This window comes from Streptomyces sp. NPDC003379, from assembly GCF_053589195.1.
Window position 1 is genome coordinate 1 of sequence record NZ_JBSFRK010000081.1, and the last position, 21,383, is coordinate 21,383.

12 protein-coding genes and 2 pseudogenes are annotated in these 21,383 nt (G+C 66.8%); 11 read left to right on the forward strand and 3 right to left on the reverse strand.

All coding sequences use genetic code 11. The features are described 5' to 3' along the window. Positions 1 to 177 precede the first annotated feature (177 nt). The 5 genes and pseudogenes from ACWDVB_RS38415 to ACWDVB_RS38435 all read left to right on the forward strand — a co-directional run. Positions 178 to 1,289 (forward strand): annotated as a pseudogene (locus tag ACWDVB_RS38415) (IS630 family transposase). Between the two features lie 616 nt (positions 1,290 to 1,905). Beyond that, on the forward strand, positions 1,906 to 5,673 hold the full coding sequence (locus ACWDVB_RS38420; protein WP_451519988.1) for a LamG-like jellyroll fold domain-containing protein: 3,768 nt from the start codon (positions 1,906 to 1,908) through the stop codon (positions 5,671 to 5,673). Positions 5,674 to 5,779: 106 nt separating this feature from the next. Then, positions 5,780 to 12,322: an RHS repeat-associated core domain-containing protein gene (locus ACWDVB_RS38425; RefSeq protein ID WP_451519785.1), complete on the forward strand. Its 6,543-nt coding sequence runs from the start codon at positions 5,780 to 5,782 to the stop codon at positions 12,320 to 12,322. A gap of 32 nt (positions 12,323 to 12,354) precedes the next feature. Beyond that, entirely contained in the window at positions 12,355 to 12,660 is a 306-nt protein-coding gene (locus ACWDVB_RS38430) for a hypothetical protein (RefSeq protein WP_451519786.1), read from the forward strand. Between the two features lie 211 nt (positions 12,661 to 12,871). Then, a pseudogene (locus ACWDVB_RS38435) lies at positions 12,872 to 13,457 on the forward strand (transposase family protein); the annotation flags it as partial. A 748-nt stretch (positions 13,458 to 14,205) separates the two neighbouring features. Here ACWDVB_RS38435 and ACWDVB_RS38440 read toward each other — a convergent pair. Next, the gene (locus ACWDVB_RS38440) at positions 14,206 to 14,691 is read right to left on the reverse strand and encodes a carboxymuconolactone decarboxylase family protein (protein WP_451519787.1); all 486 of its coding nucleotides are present in this window, start codon (positions 14,689 to 14,691) and stop codon (positions 14,206 to 14,208) included. A gap of 197 nt (positions 14,692 to 14,888) precedes the next feature. On the opposite strand from ACWDVB_RS38440, the gene ACWDVB_RS38445 reads away from it, so the two are divergent. Continuing rightward, positions 14,889 to 15,812: an RNA polymerase sigma-70 factor gene (locus ACWDVB_RS38445; protein WP_451519788.1), complete on the forward strand. Its 924-nt coding sequence runs from the start codon at positions 14,889 to 14,891 to the stop codon at positions 15,810 to 15,812. Positions 15,813 to 16,203: 391 nt separating this feature from the next. Here the strand turns inward: ACWDVB_RS38445 and ACWDVB_RS38450 are convergent, their stop codons facing one another. Further along, entirely contained in the window at positions 16,204 to 16,368 is a 165-nt protein-coding gene (locus ACWDVB_RS38450; RefSeq protein WP_451519795.1) for a hypothetical protein, read from the reverse strand. Positions 16,369 to 16,539: 171 nt separating this feature from the next. Here ACWDVB_RS38450 and ACWDVB_RS38455 point away from each other — a divergent pair, with 171 nt between their 5' ends. From ACWDVB_RS38455 to ACWDVB_RS38475, 5 genes are all read left to right on the forward strand, one after another. Further along, positions 16,540 to 17,727: an ISL3 family transposase gene (locus ACWDVB_RS38455; RefSeq protein ID WP_451519789.1), complete on the forward strand. Its 1,188-nt coding sequence runs from the start codon at positions 16,540 to 16,542 to the stop codon at positions 17,725 to 17,727. A gap of 105 nt (positions 17,728 to 17,832) precedes the next feature. Next, on the forward strand, positions 17,833 to 18,192 hold the full coding sequence (locus ACWDVB_RS38460) for a transposase (protein ID WP_451519790.1): 360 nt from the start codon (positions 17,833 to 17,835) through the stop codon (positions 18,190 to 18,192). A gap of 796 nt (positions 18,193 to 18,988) precedes the next feature. Next, positions 18,989 to 19,162, forward strand: coding sequence for a hypothetical protein (locus ACWDVB_RS38465; RefSeq protein ID WP_451519791.1), 174 nt, complete (start codon positions 18,989 to 18,991; stop codon positions 19,160 to 19,162). Between the two features lie 45 nt (positions 19,163 to 19,207). Then, positions 19,208 to 19,342: a hypothetical protein gene (locus ACWDVB_RS38470; protein WP_451519792.1), complete on the forward strand. Its 135-nt coding sequence runs from the start codon at positions 19,208 to 19,210 to the stop codon at positions 19,340 to 19,342. After that, positions 19,343 to 19,786: a DDE-type integrase/transposase/recombinase gene (locus ACWDVB_RS38475; RefSeq protein ID WP_451519793.1), complete on the forward strand. Its 444-nt coding sequence runs from the start codon at positions 19,343 to 19,345 to the stop codon at positions 19,784 to 19,786. Here the strand turns inward: ACWDVB_RS38475 and ACWDVB_RS38480 are convergent. Further along, a partial coding sequence (locus ACWDVB_RS38480) for a recombinase family protein (RefSeq protein WP_451519794.1) occupies positions 19,763 to 21,383 on the reverse strand: 1,621 nt, incomplete at its 5' end. The two genes, ACWDVB_RS38475 and ACWDVB_RS38480, sit on opposite strands and share 24 nt — an antisense overlap.

Sequence of the window (21,383 nt, forward strand, 5' to 3'; positions counted from 1 at the left end):
ACCACCTTGCCGATGTCGCCGACGCGGCCGAACGCGGCATCCACCGGATCTGCTCCAATGAGCAACTCCCGTGGTCCTTCCTCACCCACACCGGAGTGATAATCCATCCCGAAACACCACAGAACTAACGAAAAACTCAGTAGTGTCCTGCGTCAGTAGTTGGTCGTTAGTTGGTACATGACTTCTGCTGCTGGTGCGTCAGTTCCTCGTCGGGGCCCCAAGCTGGAACCGCTCCTGCTGTCCGCTGAAGAACAGGCGCAGTTGGAGCGGTGGACGCGTCGGGCAACCAGGCCCTGGCCTTACGCGCTCGGATTGTGCTGGCGTGTGCGGGACCTGAGGTGCCGCCGATTGTCGTGGTCGCCCGGGATCTGCAGGCGAGCGCGGACACGGTCCGTAAATGGCGGCGACGGTTTCTCGCCGAGCGGCTGGATGGCCTGGTCGACGAGCTCCGGCCCGGCCGGCCGCCCACCATCAGCGTCGACCAGGTCGAAGCAGTCGTGGTCAGCACCATGGAACCGCTGCCGGAGAACGCCACCCACTGGTCGCGTACGTCGATGGCTCGGCACAGCGGCCTGTCGAAGTCGAGCGTGGGCCGGATCTGGCGGCAGTTCCAGCGCAAGCCGCACCTGGCGGACACCTTCAGGCTGTCGACGGACCCGCTGTTCGTGGAGAAGGTCTACGACGTGGTGGGTCTGTATTTCAACCCGCCCGAGGGTGCGGTGGTGCTGTCGGTGGATGAGAAGTCGCAGATCCAGGCCTTGGACCGGTCTCAGCCGGTGCTGCCGATGATGCCGGGCATGCCCGAGCGGCGCACTCACGACTACGTGCGCAACGGCCTGACCACCTTGTTCGCCGCGTTCGATGTCGCCACCGGTGAAGTCATCACCTCCCTGCACCGCCGGCACCGGGCCGCGGAGTTCAAGAAGTTCCTGATCCGGATCGACAAGGAAGTGCCCGCCCTGCAAGTCCATCTGATCGTGGACAACTACGGCACCTACAAAACCCCTGCGGTCAAGGCCTGGCTGGCCAGACACCCGCGCTTCGAGCTGCACTTCACGCCGACCGGTTCCTCCTGGATCAACCAGGTCGAGCGCTGGTTCGGCTACCTGGCCCACCAGATGATCCGCCGCGGCGCACACAAGAACATCCAGAACTTGGAAGCCGACATCCGGGCCTGGGTCAAAGACTGGAACCAAGACCCCAAGCCCTTCATCTGGACCAAAACAGCCCAGGAGATCCTCGACTCACTCGCCCGCTTCTGCCGACGGATCTCCGGCGCAGGACACTAGCTCTGGGGCAGCGTGGTTGCGGGCGCGTCGGCGCTGCTGTGTGGCGATCAGGGGAGAGGGTGCTCGCGGTTCAGGGGCCTGGTCTGACGAGGAGTTTTTGTTGGTCTGCGTCAGGGTGGTTGTGCTGAAGGGCTGAGGTGGCGTGGGTCCTCACGTTGGGTGATCACTCTGCAGGCGGGTCTTGGGGATGGCCAGTTCTGATTGGTGCAGACCATGTGTCGGGTTGCTGTTCTGGCGGCTCTGCGTCCAGGAACGGCCAGCAATGCCCGTGAATTTCGCACGTGCCCACTGTGCGATCCCTTGTTCGATCGACCGCCAGGGTTGGCGAATTGTGCGTGGTCCTCGCTTCCAGCTGGTTACGCTGAGTGGCGCTCACGCCTCACCGTCTACAGGGTGTAAGTCGGTCGCCTATGGCTATTTTGCCTGCTCGCAGCCGCGCCGGGACCGCGAATTGTGTTCCAATTCACATTGACGTCGGGAACTGTAGGGCGTTGACTCACACGGTCTGTGGAGGACTTGTGACTCTGGGGTGGGGACTGTGGGGCTGGAGCGGGGGCACCGTGATGCCGGTGCACGAAGACGAACACGTGGTGTGATCGGGACGGTGACAGCGGCGATGCTGCTGTCGTTGCTGCCTTCCGTGGCGCATGGGGCCGCTGGCCCTGCGCTTGCGAAGGCCCCGGTCGGCGGGCTGAGTGAACAGTCCGCGTCCGAGCGGGCGGTGGCGTCGGGGGAGCCGGTCGAGGTGACCTCCGAGCGCACCGAGTACACGACGACGCTGGCGAATCCGGATGGCACGTTCGTCATTACCCAGGCAACCGAGCCCCAGCGTGCCCGGACCGCGGAGGGCGGCTGGCGGGGCATCGACGTCACGCTGGAGAAGCGCTCCGATGGGAGGGTCGGGCCGAAGGCGGCCGTGGTGGACCTTTCCTTCTCCGGCGGCGGCAGTGGTGCACAGATGCTGCGGCTGGGCCACGAGGGCCAGGGGCTGCGATTGGGCTGGCCCACCGCTTTGCCCACGCCGTCGCTTGACGGTGCGACCGCCACGTACGCGGATGTGCCGATCAAGGGCGTGGATCTGCAGCTGACAGCGACAGCCGAGGGCTACCGCGAGGTGCTGGCCGTCAAGACCGCGGAGGCGGCGGCCAGCCCCGAACTGGAGAAGATCAGGCTCACGGCCCGGGGGGAGGGGCTGAGTCTGACCCCCGGCGAAGGGGGTGGTCTGCGCGCCGTGGACGGCGACGGCAACGCTGTTTTCCGCGGGCCTGCCGGCCAGATGTGGGACTCCGCCGGCAACGCCGCCCAGACACCGCAGGCGCAGTCCCGCTTGGCGAAGAAGACTGCGGCGGCCCGGCTCGAACAGGCCCCCGCTCCGCAGCCCGAACAAGAGGCCACCCAGAGCCCGGTCCAGCCCGGCGAGGGCGACGCTAGCGCTGAGCTCCCCGTCACGGTCGGTGCCGGTGCGGTCTCCGTCGCCCCCGACCTGGATCTGCTGCGCGGTAAGGACACGGTCTATCCGGTCTACATCGACCCCGCGGTGGGGCTGGGCAAATCGGAGTGGACGAAGCTGTCCTCGGACGGTGACAAGTTCTGGAAGTTCAGCGAGCCCAAGGGCGTGGGCCGCTGTGGCATCGCGGACGGCTACTACTGCAGCACCAGCGGCTACACGGACCGTATGTACTTCGAGTTCGGTGCCTCCGAGCTGTCCGGCAAGCATGTCCTGGACGCGACGTTTCGCGCCTATGAGACGTGGTCGTTCAACTGCACCCCGCACTGGGTTGACCTGGAGCGCACCGACAACATTTCCGAAGGCACCCGCTGGCCAGGTCCCAAGCAGCTGAACCAGATGGGCGACCGCTACATCTCCGCAGGCCGCGGGGATCTGTGCAGTCCCGACCAGCCCAACTCCTGGGTGGAGTTCAACGACAACCCGGATGAGCAGGACGAGAACCTCACCTCCACGGTGCGGGCGCTCGCGGACGGCAAGTTCCCGCGGCTGACGCTGATGCTGCGCGCCAAGGACGAGGGCGAGCCGCGGGCATGGAAGCGGTTCGACTCCAATGCCGAACTCAAGGTCTGGTACGTCCACAAGCCTGGTGTGCCCACCTCGGTCGGCGCGATCCCGGGCACGGGCACCAAGGCGCACTGTCGTCCCTCCTCGTCGCCGCTGACGGTGACGACGGAGACTCCGACCGTGCAGGCCCGGGTGCAGACCAAGGTCGAGCAGCACCAAGGGGAAGAAGAGGGCTCCCTGCAGGCCGAGTTCGTCATGCAGCGCTCCAGCACCGACACCACATCGGGCAGCTGGTCGCAGGTATGGACCGAGTATGAACCGGACTCTGGCTGGCACCCGGACGGCACACTGGAGAAGACGACCACATCCAAGCGCGCAGACGGCGGTCTGTACCGGTTCAAGGCCCGCACTCAGTCGCACTGGAAGTACAACGGCAGAGACGGGGACCTGTTCTCGCCGTACTCGTCCTGGTGTTACCTGCGCATCGACTCCACCGCGCCCAAGCCGCCGACCATTATCACTGGCGCTCCCTACACCGAATGCACGGCCAACGCCTGCGCGCCTCATGGCGGACCGGGCCAGCCGGGCAGTTTCACCTTCAAACCGAACGCGGCCGACAAGGACGTGAAGGCCTACCGGTGGCGGCTGCTGACCTCGGACGCGGACGCGACGAAGACGGTGAACGCGGTCACGACCAACGCCTCGGTGACCGTGAACAACGTCAAGCCCGGACTGCCGGGAGCCCAGACCCTCGCGGTGGAGGCCAGTGACCTGAAGCTGGACAAGGACGGCCGCAAACGCTGGGGGCCGCCGGCCGAATTCACTTTCAAGGCCGGCCTCGCCGCCGGGTCGACCGGACGCTGGCGCTTCGACGACGGCGCCCCGGGCTCTGCCCTGATGACTGCCAAGGACACCGGTGAAACCGGCGCCCGCCACGATGTGGTCTTGCGTGACGAGGCGGGCACCGGCTGGTCGACCATGGGCCGGCGCGGCGCAGGAGACTATGCGCTGCGTCTGAATGACAACCTTAGCGAGCCCGACCAGCAGGTCGGCTACGCCTCGACCGACGGGGTGCCGGTCAACTCGCAGGACTCCTTCACCGTGTCGGCCTGGGCCTACCTCACCGATGCCTCCGCCAACCGCACCGTGCTGGCAGCCCCGGGGGAGCAGGGCTCGGCGTTCACCCTCTACTACTCGGCCACGCACAAAAGGTGGGTGTTCAACCGCACCGACCAGGACAAGAACGGCCCCACCTACATCCGCTCCATGGCCGATACGGCCAACCCCCCGCTGAAGGTATGGACCCACCTGGCCGCGGTCTTCAATGCCCAAAAGGACGGTGACAAGAGGAACGACACCATCCAGCTCTACGTCAACGGGCGGCCCCAGGGTGCCCCGGTGGTCCTGGCGGATGAGGCAACCTCGTACGAGCCGTGGACGGCGGACCGGAACCTGATGGTCGGCCGCTCCAAGGTCGGCGGCAGTTACGGCGAGTACTTCCACGGCCGCATCGATGAGATCGCCACCTGGCAAGACGCCCTGTCCCCCGAACTCATTCGCGAGGAAGGCCAGCTGGAGAACGCGGGCCTGCCGGCCAACGAGCTGGTCGCCCACTGGGATGCCACCATCTCCTCCGGCAACCAGGTCACCGAGAGCCCGGAAGATCCCGACGATCCGGCCAGCACCACCTTCCCCTACCGCCGCGGCGGCCTGGTCCTGTCGGGCTCGGGGGCCAGTTTGAGCGGTGAGGACGCGACAGCCCTGGTGCTGAACGGCACCTCTGGCTACGCCTCGGGCGATGGCCCGGTGGTCGATGAGACCGGCTCGTTCACGGTCTCCGCACGGGTACGGCTGAACAAGGCGCTGCTGGCGGCCAAACCGGTCGGCTACCGCGGCTTGGTCGCCGGCCAGTCCACACCGGTGGGCAAGGAATCGTCCTGGGCGCTGTGGGTGGAGAAGGTGGCCGACAACAATTACCTGTGGACGTTCGGCCGCACCGCCGTGGACGCGAACGGCAAGGTGATCGACTCCGCGCTCGCCCCGGCCCAGGAGCCGGTCGGCGACACGGAATGGGATACCTGGGTGGACGTGACGGGTGTTTTCGACGCCGGTGCGGACTTCACCGATGACCAAGGCGAGCAGCAGTTCGGCCGCGCCCAGCTGTATGTCGGCCCGTTCGTCCAGCAAGGCGAAGAAGACCCCGGGCTCGGCACACCGCAACAGGGCGGCACCACCCTCTCGGCGGGCCGCGGATCAGCGAAGGGCACAACCGGGCACTACCTGCCCGGTGACCTGGCGAAGTTGCGCGTGTGGACCGGGGCCATGACCTGGGGACAGGTGAGCAGCCAGATCGCCGAGCTCTCGCCCTAGACGCTCGCTGAGCCCCTTGCTGCTCTTCCTCCTGCCTTCTTGCTGACCTTCTTTCGACGGCGTGCGGCCACCGGACCACGGGTGGCCGCACGCAAGGAGATGCGTGATGAACCTGCCTGCCCTCGGCCTGCCCTGGACGCGCGGCCCCCACAGACCCGCGCGACCCCGGACCCCGGCTGCGCTTCGGACGCGGCGGATCGCGGCGGTGACCGGCTTCGCCCTGCTGCCGGGCCTGCTGAGCCCGGTCGCGTCCGCCGCCGGCACCGACCCGCTGGGCAGACCCAAACTGGACGCACCGCGCGCATCCAAGGTCACCCCGTTCAGCGCGAAGGTGAACAAGAAGACGGCGAAGGCAGTGGCGAAGTCCGCCGCGGCAGACAAAGCCGCGGCCCAGCGCGCCCGCGCCGAACAGCGCCGCACCGTCGCCTGGCCCAAAAGCGGCAAAGCCACCCTGACCCTGCCCGCATCAGGGAAAGCGAAGGCGAACCCCGGGGCCCTGCCGCTCACCCTCGCCGCACCCCAGCAGACCAAGAACAACAAGCGGATACCAGCCGCCGGCACGGTCCAGGTCCGTGTTCTGGACCAGCAGGCAGCCAAGAAGCTCGGCATCAAGGGCATCGCGCTCACCGTCACCGGCCCCAAAAACGGGGGCGCGGCGCAACTCGGGCTGAGCTACAAGGCCTTCGCCGCCGCTTACGGCGGTGACTGGGCCGGCCGCCTGCAGCTACTGCGCCTGCCCGACTGCGCCCTGAACGCCCCGGCCAAGGCCGCTTGCCGCACCCGCACTCCGCTGGAATTCACCAACCACCGCAAGGACGAGCAGCTCACCGCACCGCTCACCTTCCCCGCCACGGCCAAGAGCGGCGCGGCCGGAGAGCGGACGATGGTGCTGGCCCTGGCGGCAGGAACCAAGTCCGGCTCCGGTGACTACAAGGCCACCCCGCTGGCCTCCTCCTCCACCTGGGAGGCCGGCGGCTCCTCGGGATCCTTCACCTGGTCCTATCCCCTGCGTACGCCGCCCGCCGCGGCGGGCCCGAAGCCGGACCTGTCGATCTCCTACGACTCCGGCAGCGTGGACGGGCGCACCGCCTCCACCAACAACCAGGGCACCGCCATCGGCGAGGGCTTCGACCTCACCTCCTCCTACATCGAGCGCAAGTACGGCTCCTGTGAGGATGACGGCCAGGACAAGAAGTACGACCTGTGCTGGAAGTACGACAACGCCTCCCTGGTCCTCAACGGCCAGGCCACCGAGCTGGTCAAGGACGACACCAGCGGCACGTGGCGCCTGAAGAACGATGACGCCTCCACCGTCACCCGCCACACCGGCGCCGACAACGGCGACGACGACGGCGAGTACTGGACCGTCACCACCGGGGAGGGCACCACCTACACCTTCGGCATGAACAAGCTGGAAGGCGCAGGCGCCGATGAGCGCACCGAGTCGGTGTGGACGGTGCCGGTCTTCGGCGACGACGAGGGCGAACCTGGTTACAAGGACGGCTCGTCCTTCTCCGGCCGGGACAAGAAGCAGGCCTGGCGGTGGAACCTCGACCTGGTCCAGGACACCCACGCCAACGCCATGACGTACTGGTACGCAGCCGAGCACAACAACTACGACAAGCTCGGCGACGACACCACCGGCACCGACTACACCCGCGGCGGCTACCTCAAGGAAATCCGCTACGGCCAGCGCACAAACGCCCTGTTCTCCGCCAAGCCGGCTGCCTCCAACAAGGTCACCTTCACCTACGCCGAGCGCTGCCTGGCCACCGGCACCGGCTGTGACGCGCTGACTGAGGACAAGCGAGACAACTGGCCCGACGTGCCCTACGACACCGTCTGCAAGGACGGCGACAAGTGCACCGGCAACACCGGCCCCTCCTTCTTCACCCGCAAACGCATGACCGGCATCACCACCTACGCCTGGAACGCAGCCGCAGCGACTCCCGCCTACGCCACGGTGGATGCCTGGGAGCTCAAGCAGCTCTACCTCGACCCGGGCGACACCGGCGACACCACCGACCAGTCCCTCTGGCTGGACGAGATCAAGCACACCGGAAAGCGCGGCACCGACCTCGCCCTGGACCCGGTGAAGTTCACCCACGTCTTCCTGCCCAACCGGGTCGACGGCGCGAGCGATGACATCCTGTCCCTGGACAAGCCCCGTCTGCGTACGGTCACCTCCGAAGCCGGCGCACAGACGATCGTCTCCTACGCCACAGCGGACTGCGTGGCCGGGCAGACCATGCCCAAGGTGGACGAGAACACCCGGCGCTGCTACCCGGTGTACTGGTCGCCCAACGGCGAGAAGACTCCGATCCTGGACTGGTTCCACAAGTACCCGGTCACCGCGGTCTCCACCACCGATCCACGAGGCGGATCGGAAGCCGTCCAGCACACCTACCAGTACTCCGGCGGCGGCGCCTGGCACTACAACGACGACCCGATGACCCCCGCCAAGGAACGCACCTGGTCGATCTGGCGCGGCTACGGCAAGGTCACCCACCTCACCGGTGACAAAGACAGCGCCCAGCTCAAAGAAGTCAGCGTCTACCTGCGCGGCATGCACGGCGACCGCGTCCTCGGCACGGACGGCAAGACACCCGACCCGGACAAACGCAAGAGCGTCAAGGTGACCGGCATCAAGGCCGCCGACATCACCGACTCCGACCAGTACGCCGGCTTCACCCGCGAGAGCGTCACCTACAACGGTGATGCGGAGGTCTCCGGCACCATCAACGACCCCTGGTCGAAGCGGACGGCCATCCAGCACAAGTCGTACGCGGACACCGAGGCTTACTACGTCCGCACCGCCAGCAGCCACGCCCGAGCCAACATCACGAGCACCGCGACGCCCCGTGACCGGATCCGCACCACCAAGACCACCTACGACGACTACGGCATGGCCGAAACCGTCGAGGACAACGGCGACGACGCCATCCCGGGCGACGAAACCTGCACCCGCACCTGGTACGCCCGCAACGACGACAAAGGCGTCAGCATCAACTCGCTGGTGTCCCGCACCCGCACCGTCGCCAAGACCTGCGCCGTCACCGACGCGAACCTGGACCTGCCGGCCGACTCCGACAAACCCGGCGACGTGATCACCGACACGGCAACCGTGTACGACAACCCGCAGGCCACCACCTGGTCAGCCACCCAGAAGCCGACCCAGGGCGAGGCCACCTGGACCGGCCGCGCCAAGGCCTACACCACCGATAACGCCCCCACCTGGCAAAAGACCGCCACCACCAGCTACGACACCCTCGGCCGCCCGCTGGTGGTCCAGGACACCAACGACCTGACCACCGCGACCACCACCTACACGCCGACCGCCGCCGGCCCGCTGACCTCCAGCACCGTCACCAACGCCAAGCAGCACAAGGCCACCACCACCGTCGACTTCGCGACCGGCGCGCCGGTGAAGATCACCGACCCCAACAACAAGGTCACCGAGACCGACTACGACAGCCTGGGCCGTGTCACCAAGGTCTGGCTGCCCAACCGCTCCAAGGCACTGAACAAGACCCCCAACTACATCTACGACTACAAGGTCACCAGCAAGGACCTCTCCTGGGTGTCCACCGGCACACTCAAGGGCGACGGCTCCGGCTACAACACCACCTACGAGTTCTACGACTCCCTGCTGCGCACCCGCCAGACCCAGACCCCCAGCCCGGTCGGCGGCCGGCTCGTGTCGCTGACGCTCTACGACGACCGCGGCCTGGCCGTCAGCGCGCAGGGCGACGTCTGGGACAACACCTCCCCGCCGTCCGCCACCGTCGTACAGACCGAGGGCAGCCAGGCCCCCATCCAGACCGACACCGTCTACGACGGCGCGGGCCGCGCCACCAAGGCGGTCACCAAGAACTACGGCGTCACCCGCTGGACCACCCACAGCACCTACACCGGCGACACGGTGACCACCAGCGCCCCCACCGGCGGCCAGGCCACCGCCCAAGTCACCAACGCCCTGGGCCAGCTGACACAGCGCCGCGAATACGGCGGCCCGCAGCCCACCGGCACCGACTTCACCACCACCGACTACACCTACACCCCCTCAGGCCAGCAGAAGACCCTCACCGGTCCTGACGACGCCAAGTGGTCCTACACCTACGACCTGTTCGGCCGCCAGGTCGCTGCGAACGACCCGGACAAGGGCACGACCCGCACCACCTACGACCCTCTCGACCGGCCCACCACTACCACGGACGAGGAAGACAACAAGCTCCTCACCGGGTACGACGACCTGAACCGCAAGACCGGCCTGTGGCAGACCGACAAGACCGATGCCAACAAGCTCGCTGCCTGGACCTTCGATTCCCTCGCCAAGGGACAACAGGACACGGCCGTCCGCTACGACGGCGGGGCGACCGGCAAGGCATACACCCAGAAGGTCACCCAGTACGACAGCCTCTACCAGGCCATGGGCAGCCAGCTGACACTGCCCGAAGACGACCCGCTCGTAAAGGCGGGCGTACCCAAGACATTCTCCTTCACCACCGGCTACCGCCTGGACGGCACCATCAGCCAGGCCTCCCAGCCCGCGGTGGCAGGCCTGGCCGCAGAGACGATCGGATACACGTACAACGCCACCGGCCAGCAGCTCAAGTCAGTGGGCACCAACGGCTATCTCCAGAACGCCGTGTACTCCCCGCAAGGCGACCTGCGACAACAGACACTGGGCATGAGCGATGCCAGCACGGCAAAGAAGGCCTACCTCAACTACGACTACGAAGCGGGCACCCGCCGCCTGACCCGCTCCTACGTCACCGACGACGTCCACGGCTACATGCCGCAGGAACTGAAGTACACCCAGGACGACGCCGGCAACGTTACTTCCGTCTTCGATGCCACCACCCAGGGCGGCACTGCCAAGTCCGACTATCAGTGCTTCGCCTATGACGGCCACCGCCGCCTCACCGAAGCCTGGACCCCCAAGACCGCCGACTGTGCGAACGCGGGCCGCACCGCCTCCAACATCGACGGCGCGGCCCCGTACTGGACCAGCTACACCTACAACCAGGCTGGCCAGCGAAAAACCGAGACCCAGCACGCCAGTTCCGGCGACAAGACCACCGATTACACCTACCGCACCGACCTGAACCAGCCGCACCCGCTGGTCAAGACTGAGACGGGCGGAAAGACTCAGACCTACACCTACGACAAGACCGGCAATACCACCTCCCGCCCCGACGGCAGCGCCCAGCAGACCCTCGCCTGGAACACCGAGGGCAAACTCGCCCGGACGACAGAGGGCCCGGCCCAGACGGACTACCTGTACGACGCGGGCGGCGAACTCCTCATCCGCCGCGCCAAGGGCGACGGCGATACCGTCCTTTACCTCGGGGCAACTGAAGTCCGCCTCACGGTGAAGGGCACCGCCAAGGCCCTCTCCGGCAACCGCTACTACACGGCCAACGGCCAGACCATCGCCATCCGCACGGCGACGGCCGGCACAACAGGAACGAAGCTCAGCTTCCTGGCCACCGACCACCACGGCACAGCTAGCCTCGCCCTGGACGCCACCACCTACGCCACCACCAAGCGCCACACCACCCCCTTCGGCGCCCCCCGCGGCGAGAAAACCACCAACTGGCCCGACGACAAGGCCTTCCTCGGCAAACCGGCAGACACCGCAACGGGCCTGACCCACGTCGGCGCCCGCGAATACGACCCGGGCACCGGGCAGTTCATGAGCGTCGACCCGCTCCTGCAAACCGAGATCCATCAGACCCTCAACGGTTACAGCTACGGAGCGCAAAACCCGCTGACCAACGCTGACCCAAGTGGCCTTGGCTTGAAGTGTGGCGGCAGCGACCCTGCCTGCCCCAAGCATGGGAACGACGGCCATGAAGCTAATGGCGGAAGCGGATACGGCGGTGGCGGTGGCGGCGGGGGCGGGGGCGGGGGCGGGGGGACCGCTCCCACCGCCTCCTCCGGGCGCACCGGAGGATCAGGTGGCAGTCCGAAATTCTCTTGCGACTGGACTGGAAAGATCTGTGTGCCGGCGCAGTCCGCCCGCCCCGGACCTGCGGATGCCAAAGCAGGAGACACATTCCTTCTGGGCCTCTTCAGCAACCTCGTCCACACGTCCGAATACTTTGGCGCACTCGTCGACAGTGACTGCCGAGACGTAGACAACTGCACTTACGGCGAGGACTACGATAAGTGGGTTGCTGGTAAGGGCTACGATACTGGTAGCGACTGGTATCAAGTTCCTGGTGCACTGGCTGCAATCTTTGGAGCCAGAGCTGGCGGCGCAGGTAAGTCAAGTACAACCCGCTTTCGTGGATTCCCCAAAACCGAAAAACCCATCTCTGGGCGTCTTCCTGACAGGGGTCAAACCTCGCTCTACGCTCTTGTTCAACCTCGCACAGGCAAGCTCCTTAAGTGGGGCATATCGAAGGACCCTGTCGGCAGGTACAAGAACAGCGAGTACGAGAATGGCACTCGTATGCAAATAGTTAAGAACTATGATTCATGGAAGGATGCTTATGATGTTGAGTGGTATATGACCTCACGGCATCCCGGACCACTGAATCTAGAGCCTCATCGAGGTTCGGTTAAGCCGGGACAGTCATGGCAAAAGGATCTGCAGTACGTGACCGGCGGTCAATTTTTTACTGATCGCGACGGCGGGTAAGATGAGGTCCGTGACGTCTATCAGGAGTAGCGATGCCGGCGAGTGATGCCTCATATTTCGTCGAGTCTGAGGGTGGGGTAATCTTCGATGGTATGTCTGAGGATCTACTATTTGACATGATTGCCGATCTTCATTTTCCGGATAATTCATTCATTACGGTACAGTCGCGCGATCCGGGTAATGACTGGTATGTGGTGATTGCTCTGGCAGAAGAGGGAGGACTGGAGGTGGAATACCGGCACCCGGGAAGGAAAGAGCATCGAGTGGTTCAGGGGTTGGCGCCTTTCCGTGTCGCATTGGATGTGACCGTGTGGGTTTCGTCCACAGTGGGAAACTGAGCCTTCAGTTTACCTGCGTCAAGGTTCGATTCACGCGTGAAAGTGACCGAAGATCCCCGGGGGTCGGGGGTCGGGGGACGGTGAGGATGTCGCGATCCGGCGCCAGACGATGTGCTGCTCGCCTTCTCTGAACTAAACGAATCGGAGATCATTTACGGGACGGATTGCAGCTTGTCCCGTAAGCACTGGTCACGGGTGAGATGATCTGGATGTGGCTGGTGTAATTCACGGCTTCGGAGCCGTCTTGGACAGGCCCGTTCACCGGGCTGAGCCCACGTTGCTTCGGCAAGTTGGTGACCGCGGTTCGCCGTGAGACTTCTGCTGTGGTGCAGCGCGGGCGGCCGTTGGGGCTACCACTGGGGGACCGGGTACTGCTGGACGCGGCGTACCGGCGCACGAACTTGACGATGTGCCAGATCGCTCTCCTGTTCGGCATATCGAAGTCCGCGGCGGACCGGGTCATCGCCCACCTCGGCCCCCTTCTTGCCTTGCAGCCGCGCAAGCGGTTCCGCAAGGACACCGTGCTGATCGTGGACGGAACCCTGGTGCCCACCCGTGACCACACCATCGCCGAGCAATCGAAGAACTACCGCTATTCCACGGGGCACCAGGTCGTTATCGACGCCGACAGCCGCCTGGTCGTCGTGGTCGGCCGACCGCTGCCGGGCAGCCGGCACGACTCCGGCGGGTGGGAGGAATCCGGCGCCAAGGCCGCCGTCGGAAAGGCGATGACCATCGCGGACGGCTGGCCGATCATGCCGCGTAGGCAGGCAAGACGCCGAACGCGTTCTCCAAACAGAGACTGCACCGGGTTCCAGGGCACCCTGCGCCGATCAGTTCCCCGCGTGCTCGGGTGCTGTTGTGGGACGGCGAGCAGGTCAAGGCCTACAGACAGGGGCGCCCGGTCCCGGCGCTCCCCTCGCAGGACAGCCCGGATGACCTCCTGGACCGCAACGAGGCCGCGGTGCTGGCCGGCGTGGAGCCCAGGACCTGGGACCGCTATGCGGATCTGCCCGGGATGCGGCCCAGGCCTGCACCCCGAAGCCCGGCCGCCAAAGGCGATCACCAGCCCATAGCCAGGCCCCACAACCAAACTACCGGTACCGTACTCGCCCTACGATGACCGGTGTGACTACCCGCCGCACGCTCGGCGCCGGTCCCGAGGCTCCCGCCCCGGGCATCCGCGCCGCCCAGGCCGATCTGCACGGCTCGCTGCCGGGCATCCGCCCTGCCCGACCTTGGCGAGCTACGGGCCCGCGGCGCCGTCGGAGGCCAGCCCCCCCGCGCCGCCGACATCCCGGCGCAGCCTCGGAACCGGACGTACCGGCCACTCCGCACCAGTGGAAGTCTGAAGCCGTAGGTTGCCCCTCGTGCAGGGCTAATTCCTCCTCTGCCCTACAGCATGATCCGGCCCGTGCCGCTGGCGGTGGGCCTGGCGGCGCGGGCGATGGCGGAGTGTATGCAGTCGGCGAGGCCGCGTGTCAGCAAGCCCGGAGCCGGCCCTGATCGAACGATCGAGGGCCGGACCAGCTGCGTCGAGGGTGATCAGACGGCGATGGTGGTGAGATTGCCGGGTTCGTAGGCGCCGCCCTGGTTGTTGAGGATCACGCCGAGCCGGTTGGTCGCGTTGATCATGGCGATCAGGGAAACCAGCGCGATGACCTGGTCGTCGTCGTAGTGCTTGCGCACTTGGGCCCAGGCCTCCTCGGAGACACCCTCATAGCCGTCGATGATGCGCGTGCCCTCCTCGGTGAGGGCCAGCGCGGCCCGCTCGGCCTCGGTGAACACGGTGGAGTGGCGCCAGACGGTGACCAGGTTCAGCCGGGCCGAGGTCTCACCGGCGACTGCGGCGTCCTTGGTGTGGATGTCGACACAGAAACCGCAGCCGTTGATCTGGCTGGCGCGCAGCTGCACCAACTCCTGGGTCGGCTTGGGCAGTGGCGACTCCTGGATCACCTGGCTGACGGCGAAGATCCGCTTGCCGATCTTGGCGCCGATCTCGTGGGCGAACAGGTTCATACGGGGTTCCATCACAACGTCCTCGCTTGTGGAATCGTGCCGCGCGGATCATCCGCGCAGTGTCCTGACGCACACAAGGCGCCGGTCGCCACGGCCTTGTGACAGTCCGGCTGTGTGATGAGGGCCACCGAGGTTCTGTGTCACAACAGCGTGAGGGGCGGCGTCTTGTGCGCGACACGGACAAGAGACGCAACAGGCAGGAGCCGACGATGGACGAGCACACCGAGCGAGCGACCGGCGTGAGCGGGCACGGCCCTCGCGCCGGGTGGACGGACTCCGCCACCGAGGCGTTCGTCGCTCATCGCAACCTGTTGTTCACCGTTGCCTACGAGATGCTCGGCTCCGCCGCCGACGCAGAGGACGTCCTTCAAGAGACCTGGCTGCGCTGGGCGGACGTCGACCACGACACGGTGCGGGACCCGCGCGCCTTCCTGGTCCGCATCACCACGCGCCAGGCGTTGACCCGGCTGCGTACGCTGCGTCGGCGCAAGGAGTCCTACGTCGGCCCCTGGCTGCCCGAGCCCCTGCTGACCGCGCCCGATGTCGCCGGGGACATCGAGCTGGCCGACAGCGTCTCCATGGCGATGCTGCTCGTGCTGGAGACGCTCGCGCCGACCGAGCGGGCCGTGTTCGTGCTGCGCGACGTCTTCGATCTTGGGTACGACGAGATCGCGCAGGCCGTCGACAAGACCCCCGCCGCGGTCCGTCAGATCGCCCACCGCGCACGGGCCCACGTCGCGGCACGCCGGCCGCGCGAGGTCATCTCCCCGGCCCAGACGCGCAATGCGCTCGCGGCTTTCCAACAGGCCGTCGAAACAGGCGACTTGCAGCGCCTGCTCGACATGATCGCGCCGGACGTCGTGCTGCTGACCGACGGCGGCGGAGTCGTGCGGGCCGCACTGGAGCCCATCGTGGGCGCCGAAGCGGTGGCCATCGTGCTGAGCAGACTCACGTCCGCGAACTTGCAGCCGGCACAGGTCAACGGCCACCCGGCACTGATCCTGCGCACGGGCGGCAAGATCGACACCGTCCTGGCGGTACGCCTCGAGGGCGGCCTCATCACCGGGCTCTACGCCGTCCGCAACCCCGAGAAGCTGTCACGCGTCGACCGGGAAACTGCAGTGGGCCGCTGAGCGTGACTCTGTCGGCGATCTTGGGGTTGCCGAGGTCAGCTGCCCATGGTTCGCCAGGACTTCGGCCGGGGGATATCGCGCTGATCGAGGTAGTTCTGGAAGGCAGGCGACCGTCGGGGCATAGGGCTTCCTCGGTCGGGGCCTTTCCCTGTCCTCGGTAGCGGCAGCGGCAGCGGCGCATGCCGTGGCCGTGTGCGAATTCGTTGACCGTGCCCTCCACTCCCCGAGCGCACCGCGTAGCGGGTCCGCCGGCGTCCCACTGCGGGAAGCCCCACGGGTTCCCGGCCGCGGCGTCCAGGACGTCCCAGACCATCTGCTCCGCGTGCTCGGGCAGGGCATCGAGCACCTTCGCGGCCGGAGGCGACAGGCGGCGCGTACGGCTGATGTTCGCTCACCGGCGCCTTCTCCGGATCTCCTCCAGGTTCACGAACCGTGAGTCGTCCTGGTCGGAAGCGAGGAACGCGTCGACCGCCGGGACGGAGGAGACGCGGGCCTGCCAGACCTGAACGACCTCGTAGAGGGCGGCGAGGGAGTGAGCGGCAGGCGCTGGGTCCACCAGCAGCGAAAGGCGCTACGGGCGGGTGAACTGGAGGAGCGGCGCAAGACCCTGCTCGTCTTGCCGGAGGCCGGAATGGTCTGGTGTCGACGATCAAGTTTTTCGGCTCTGTCGGGGATCTTGTGATGTCGCAGGGCTGAGCTGGGCAGTCTCCGGGTGTGCGGTTCAGGGGTGTTGGGGCGATTGTTGCCGCATCTGTCCGGTGTTGTCATCGAGTCGATCAAGCGAACAGCCGGGGCTATCACGTTTCGCGCGGGGTGTCAGACGTCTTCGGTGAGATGCCCGGGATGCGGTATGCCGTCGTGGCGGGTGCACGGCCGGTATGTCCGCCGGCTCGGCGACGCGCCCGTGGCCGGCAGGCCGGTAGTCATCGAGTTGACCATGCGCCGGTTCAAGTGTCTGAGTAGCCGGTGTCCGGCCGTGACGTTCGCCGAGCAGATCGAGGGGCTGACCAGGCCGCATGCTCGGCAGACGCAGGTACTGCGGTCGATGCTCACCTCGATCGCTCTGTGCCTAGCGGGCCGTCCCGGCGCCCGTCTGGCCGCGGCCCTTGGGATCCGTATCGCCAAGGACGCGCTGCTGGACCTGCTCCGCTCGGTTCCGCAGCCACCGGTCGGCACCGTCAGATTCCTGGGAGTGGACGACTTCGCTCTGCGCAAGGGCGACTCCTACGCGACGATCCTGGTTGATCTGGAAGCCCGCCGCCCGGTCGACGTCCTGCCCGGCCGGGACGCTGAGCCGCTGGCCGCATGGCTGCGCCGCCACCCGGAGGTGGAGGTGATCTGCCGGGACCGCGCGGGCGCCTACGCGGAGGGAGCCCGAAGCGATGCCCCGCAGGCGATGCAGGTCGCCGACGCGTGGCATCTGTGGCGGAACGTCGCGGATGCGGTGGAGAAGACGGTCGGTTCCCACCATGGGTGCATCCGGGCCGCGTTCGCGGCGACCCAGGTCATGGCGGATGCGACCGCGAGGGAACTGGCCACGCCGGAGCCGTCTGAGGCGGTGGCCGTGCCGTTCGTCCCGCCGGACGGCACGCTCGACGTCATGGGCCAGCCCCGGCGTCTGGTGGCCCGCACGACAGAGAGATACGCGGCGGTCCAGGCGCTGCTGGCCGAGGGGAAGTCGCTGGCAGCGATCGGCCGGACGCTGCGGCTGGACCACTCCACCATCCGTCGCTTCACCCGAGCCGGCAGCCTCGACGAACTGCTGGTCAAAGCCATCGGACGACTGTCCGTATTGGACGAGCACAAGCCCTATCTCCATGCCCGCTGGCTGGAGGGCTGTCACGGCCTTCCCCAGCTCCACCGCGAACTGCGCGAGCGCGGATTTACCGGGAGCGTCCAGTGTCTGCGCCGGTAGTTCCGCGCTTTCCGGCCTGCCCGCCAGCCAGGACGGAAGCGGCAGCCGGTGTCCCGGCCGCAGTCCAGGCCGGCGCCGAGGCCCCGGCGCATCGTCCGCTGGATCATGACGAACCCGCAGCACCTTATCGCCGACGCCGCGGAGTTGAAGGAGATCCGCATGGCCTGCCCTCACCTGGACGCCGTCACACGGCACGTCCATGACTTCGCTGAGATGCTCCACCACCTCCGAGGAGACCAACTCCCCGACTGGGTGGACCGTGTCCTTGCCGACGACCTCCCGGCCTTGCACTCCCTGGTCAGCGGCCTGCGACGAGACTTCGACGCCGTCACCGCCGGCCTCTCCACCTCATGGGGCTCCGGGCAGGTCGAGGGCCACGTCACCCGGGTCAAGCTCATCAAGCGCATGGCCTACGGCCGAGCCAACCTCGACCTCCTACGCCAACGCGTACTGCTGGGCCCTTGACCTTGCGACAGCGACCTCCCGCTGTGAGATTGTCTGAACCTGCCGTCTATTCTGAACGCGTTCATTCGGGTGTGGGGTGAGATGTGGATGAGCGCTTCAGTGAGACGGTGGTCGGCTCTGGTCGCCGCGTTGGCGTGGGCCTGCGTTGCTTGCGCTGATGCAGGTGGAGACGCGGCTCGCATTGATCAGTCGGCGATTGTGGGCGAGTGGAGTAGTCAGGGTGGCGCTCTTCTTCGCTTGCGGGCGGACCGCGGTATGACGGGGGAAAGCCTGAACAGTGCGATGTTGGGAGGCACATCGTGCCCGGACGCTGCAACCGGGCGCTGGAGCTTCTTCAGCTCGCCGAACGACGCGGGTTCCTCCTTCGCTGACGACGCGCTCACCAGCGGCGACACCATCTCCCTGAGCATCGACTATCCGAAGGACTCCTGCCTTTTGTCGGCTCTGGTTCGGCGGGACGAGCGAGGACTCAGTCTCTGCCTGGTAGAAGACCCTGATTCTGACTGTTCCGCCGAAGAACTTCTCCGCCTTGAGTCAGCGTCGGCAGAACGGGCTGCGAAGTGACTCGCCGTCCCTGCCCTTGAAGGAGCATCACAAGATCCCCGACAGAGCCAGTTTTTCCCCAGATTGGGCGGTTTGAGCGTCATGTAATTCCCCATCCGGAATTCTCCTAATTGGACATGGGTAGCGCGGAGGTCAGGATCGAGGGACCTGGTCGTCGCGGAGCTGCTCATGTTCCTCGTCCCGTGGTTCGGATGGCCGATGGGCAGCCCGGATGGCGAGGAGAACGTTCGTCGTGGTCGACATCACCGAGATCTACGTCCACTGGTACGCGGGCCGCTCGAAGAGCGAGCTGGCCGCGTCGCTGGGGGTGGACCGCAAGACGGTCAGAAAGTACCTGGCCCCGGCGGAAGCGGCCGGGATCAGCCCGGGAGGGCCGCCGATGAGCGAGGCCGACTGTCAAAGCTGATCAAGGAGTGGTTCCCCCGGGCTCATCGACAGACGGCTCAGGCAGGTGACCTGGCCGGACATCGACCAGCACCGCGACTACACCAAGAGCTTGCTCGGGACGATGACCGTCTCGACGATCCACCAGCGGCTGCGTGACGAGCACAAGCTGCAGGTGTCGATCTCCTCGTTCCGTCGCTGAGTGCACGCGACGCTGCCGGACGAGGTGGCGAAGTCGCAGGTCACCGTGTTGCGCGACGAGATCGAGCCCGGATCGGAGGCTCAGATCGACTACGGCTTCCTCGGGCAGTGGATCGATCCGCGGTCCGGCAAACGCCACCGGGTCTGGGCGTTCGTGATGGTCCTGCCGTGTTCGCGGCACATGTTCGTCCGGCCGGTGCTGCACCTGGACCAGCATGCATGGACAGAAGCGCACGTCGCGGCCTTCCGCTACTTCGGCGGCGTCCCGCGCCGGCTCGTCCCGGACAACCTCAAGACCGGAGTCGACAAGCCCGACCTCTACGACCCGAAGATCAACAAGGCTTATGCGGAACTGGCCACTCACTACGGGGCACTGGTCGATCCGGCCCGGGCGGCGAAGCCGCAGGCCAAACCTCGTGCTTCATACTGCGCCTCTTCCGGTTGATTCGAGGGTTGTTGTGGTCCTCGGTGGTCGGCCGATGCGAGGCCGTTCGAGGTCGGGTGGGGGCGGATAGTAGAGGTACTCGCCCTTGTCATTGGCGATTTGGCCGGTCAGCAGGCCGCGGTTGCGCCAGTTCTGGACGGTGCTCAGGCAGACACCGAGGCGGCGGGCGATCTCACGCAGGCTGACCATGCCTTGGTCGGCGAGCCGTTGGGGGTGGCTGCGCAGGTCGTAGGCCCGGCGGATGTACTGGATCATCCGGGCCTGGAGGGGTTGGCCGGTGCCGCTGAGGTGTCCCTTGGCGGTGAGGATCGCGGCGATCTGTCCGTCGGTGTGCTCGTCCAGGAGCTGGTCGACTGCGGTGACGACCGTGGACGGCGTCTGGCGGATATGCCACGTGGTGAGCGGGACCGGCATCGTCAGGGTGTGAGCCTGGCCGCCGCGGAGCCTGACGTGCGCGATGATCTGGTCGTCGTCACGGATCAGAGTGACGTCGGTGATCAGCAGGCGGGCCAGCCGCTTGCGTTCGCGCATCGGGGTGGCCGGGTTGTTCCACAGCGCCGGGAAGTCGCTGGCCAGTGCGGTGATCCGGGCGCGTTGGGCGTCATCGAGGGGAGTACTGCCTGCGGTTTTGGCCTGCTCGTAGGCGTCGGTCGCCTCGTTCAGCGCGCGCAGGGCGGTGTTCCAGTCGGCTTCCAGGCTCTGTGTGACGAGGCGGTTGTGCGGGTCGACGGCGAGGTAGCGGCGGCGGGCGAGATCGGCCTGGTAGCGGGCGCGTTCCACGCCACTCTGCCGCAGCCGGTCGGCTTCGGCGGCCCGGGTGGCGAGTTCGGCAGCGACCGCGAGGGCAGCCTCGATCGCCAGCGGCGTGAGGGCCTCGACCAGGAGACGGCCGACCGCGGTGTCAATGCCGGTGCCGGGGATCCGCTGGCAGATCGCCCGGCCGTATTCGATGCCCTTGGCCTGGCAGGTGTACTCGGGTTCGAGGCCGTGTTTGTGCTGGTGGTAGCGCACGGTCATGCGATTGCTGCAGATCCCGCAGACCACCGCGCCCTGCAGCAGGGCCGGGCCTTCCCGGGGCGGCCCCGCCTCGCGTTCTTGTCCGTGAGCGGTGCAGTTCGCGGTCAGCCTGGCCTGGTTGGCTTCGTACTTCTCAAAGCTGATGTATCCGACGTGGGCGCCCGGGAACAGGGCAAACCACTCCTCCCGGGGCAGAAGTTGGGGTCCCACCTTGCCGCTCGCGCCGGGTTTGTGACCGTGGCGGCCATAGACGAAGGCACCGGCATAGCGGGGGTTGTGCAGGATCTGCAGCACCCGGGAGTGCGCGATCGGCGCCCAGACGACGGTGCCCTTGTCGGGTCCGGAGGCCAGGCGGCGGGGAAGCTGCAGCCTGTCGTGGTTGAGGGACTTGACCACTCCGGTGGCCGAGCCCGCGGCGTCGAACCGTTCGAAGACCTGGGTGATGGCCATCACGATGGCGGTGTCCGGGTCGAGGACGACCCTGTCGGACAGGTCGTAGACGAGACCGATCGGCAACGGCTGGATCAGCTCTCCGCGTCGGGCCTTGGACAGCTGTCCGCCGCGAAGACGGCCCTTGAGC

Bases quoted from the DNA above. Each gene is read 5' to 3' on its own strand.
- ACWDVB_RS38445 (WP_451519788.1), top strand. From the start codon at position 14,889: ATGGACGAGCACACCGAGCGAGCGACCGGCGTGAGCGGGCACGGCCCT.
- ACWDVB_RS38425 (WP_451519785.1), top strand. From the start codon at position 5,780: ATGAACCTGCCTGCCCTCGGCCTGCCCTGGACGCGCGGCCCCCACAGA.
- ACWDVB_RS38430 (WP_451519786.1), top strand. From the start codon at position 12,355: ATGCCGGCGAGTGATGCCTCATATTTCGTCGAGTCTGAGGGTGGGGTA.
- ACWDVB_RS38460 (WP_451519790.1), top strand. From the start codon at position 17,833: ATGACGAACCCGCAGCACCTTATCGCCGACGCCGCGGAGTTGAAGGAG.
- ACWDVB_RS38440 (WP_451519787.1), bottom strand. From the start codon at position 14,691: ATGGAACCCCGTATGAACCTGTTCGCCCACGAGATCGGCGCCAAGATC.
- ACWDVB_RS38420 (WP_451519988.1), top strand. From the start codon at position 1,906: ATGCTGCTGTCGTTGCTGCCTTCCGTGGCGCATGGGGCCGCTGGCCCT.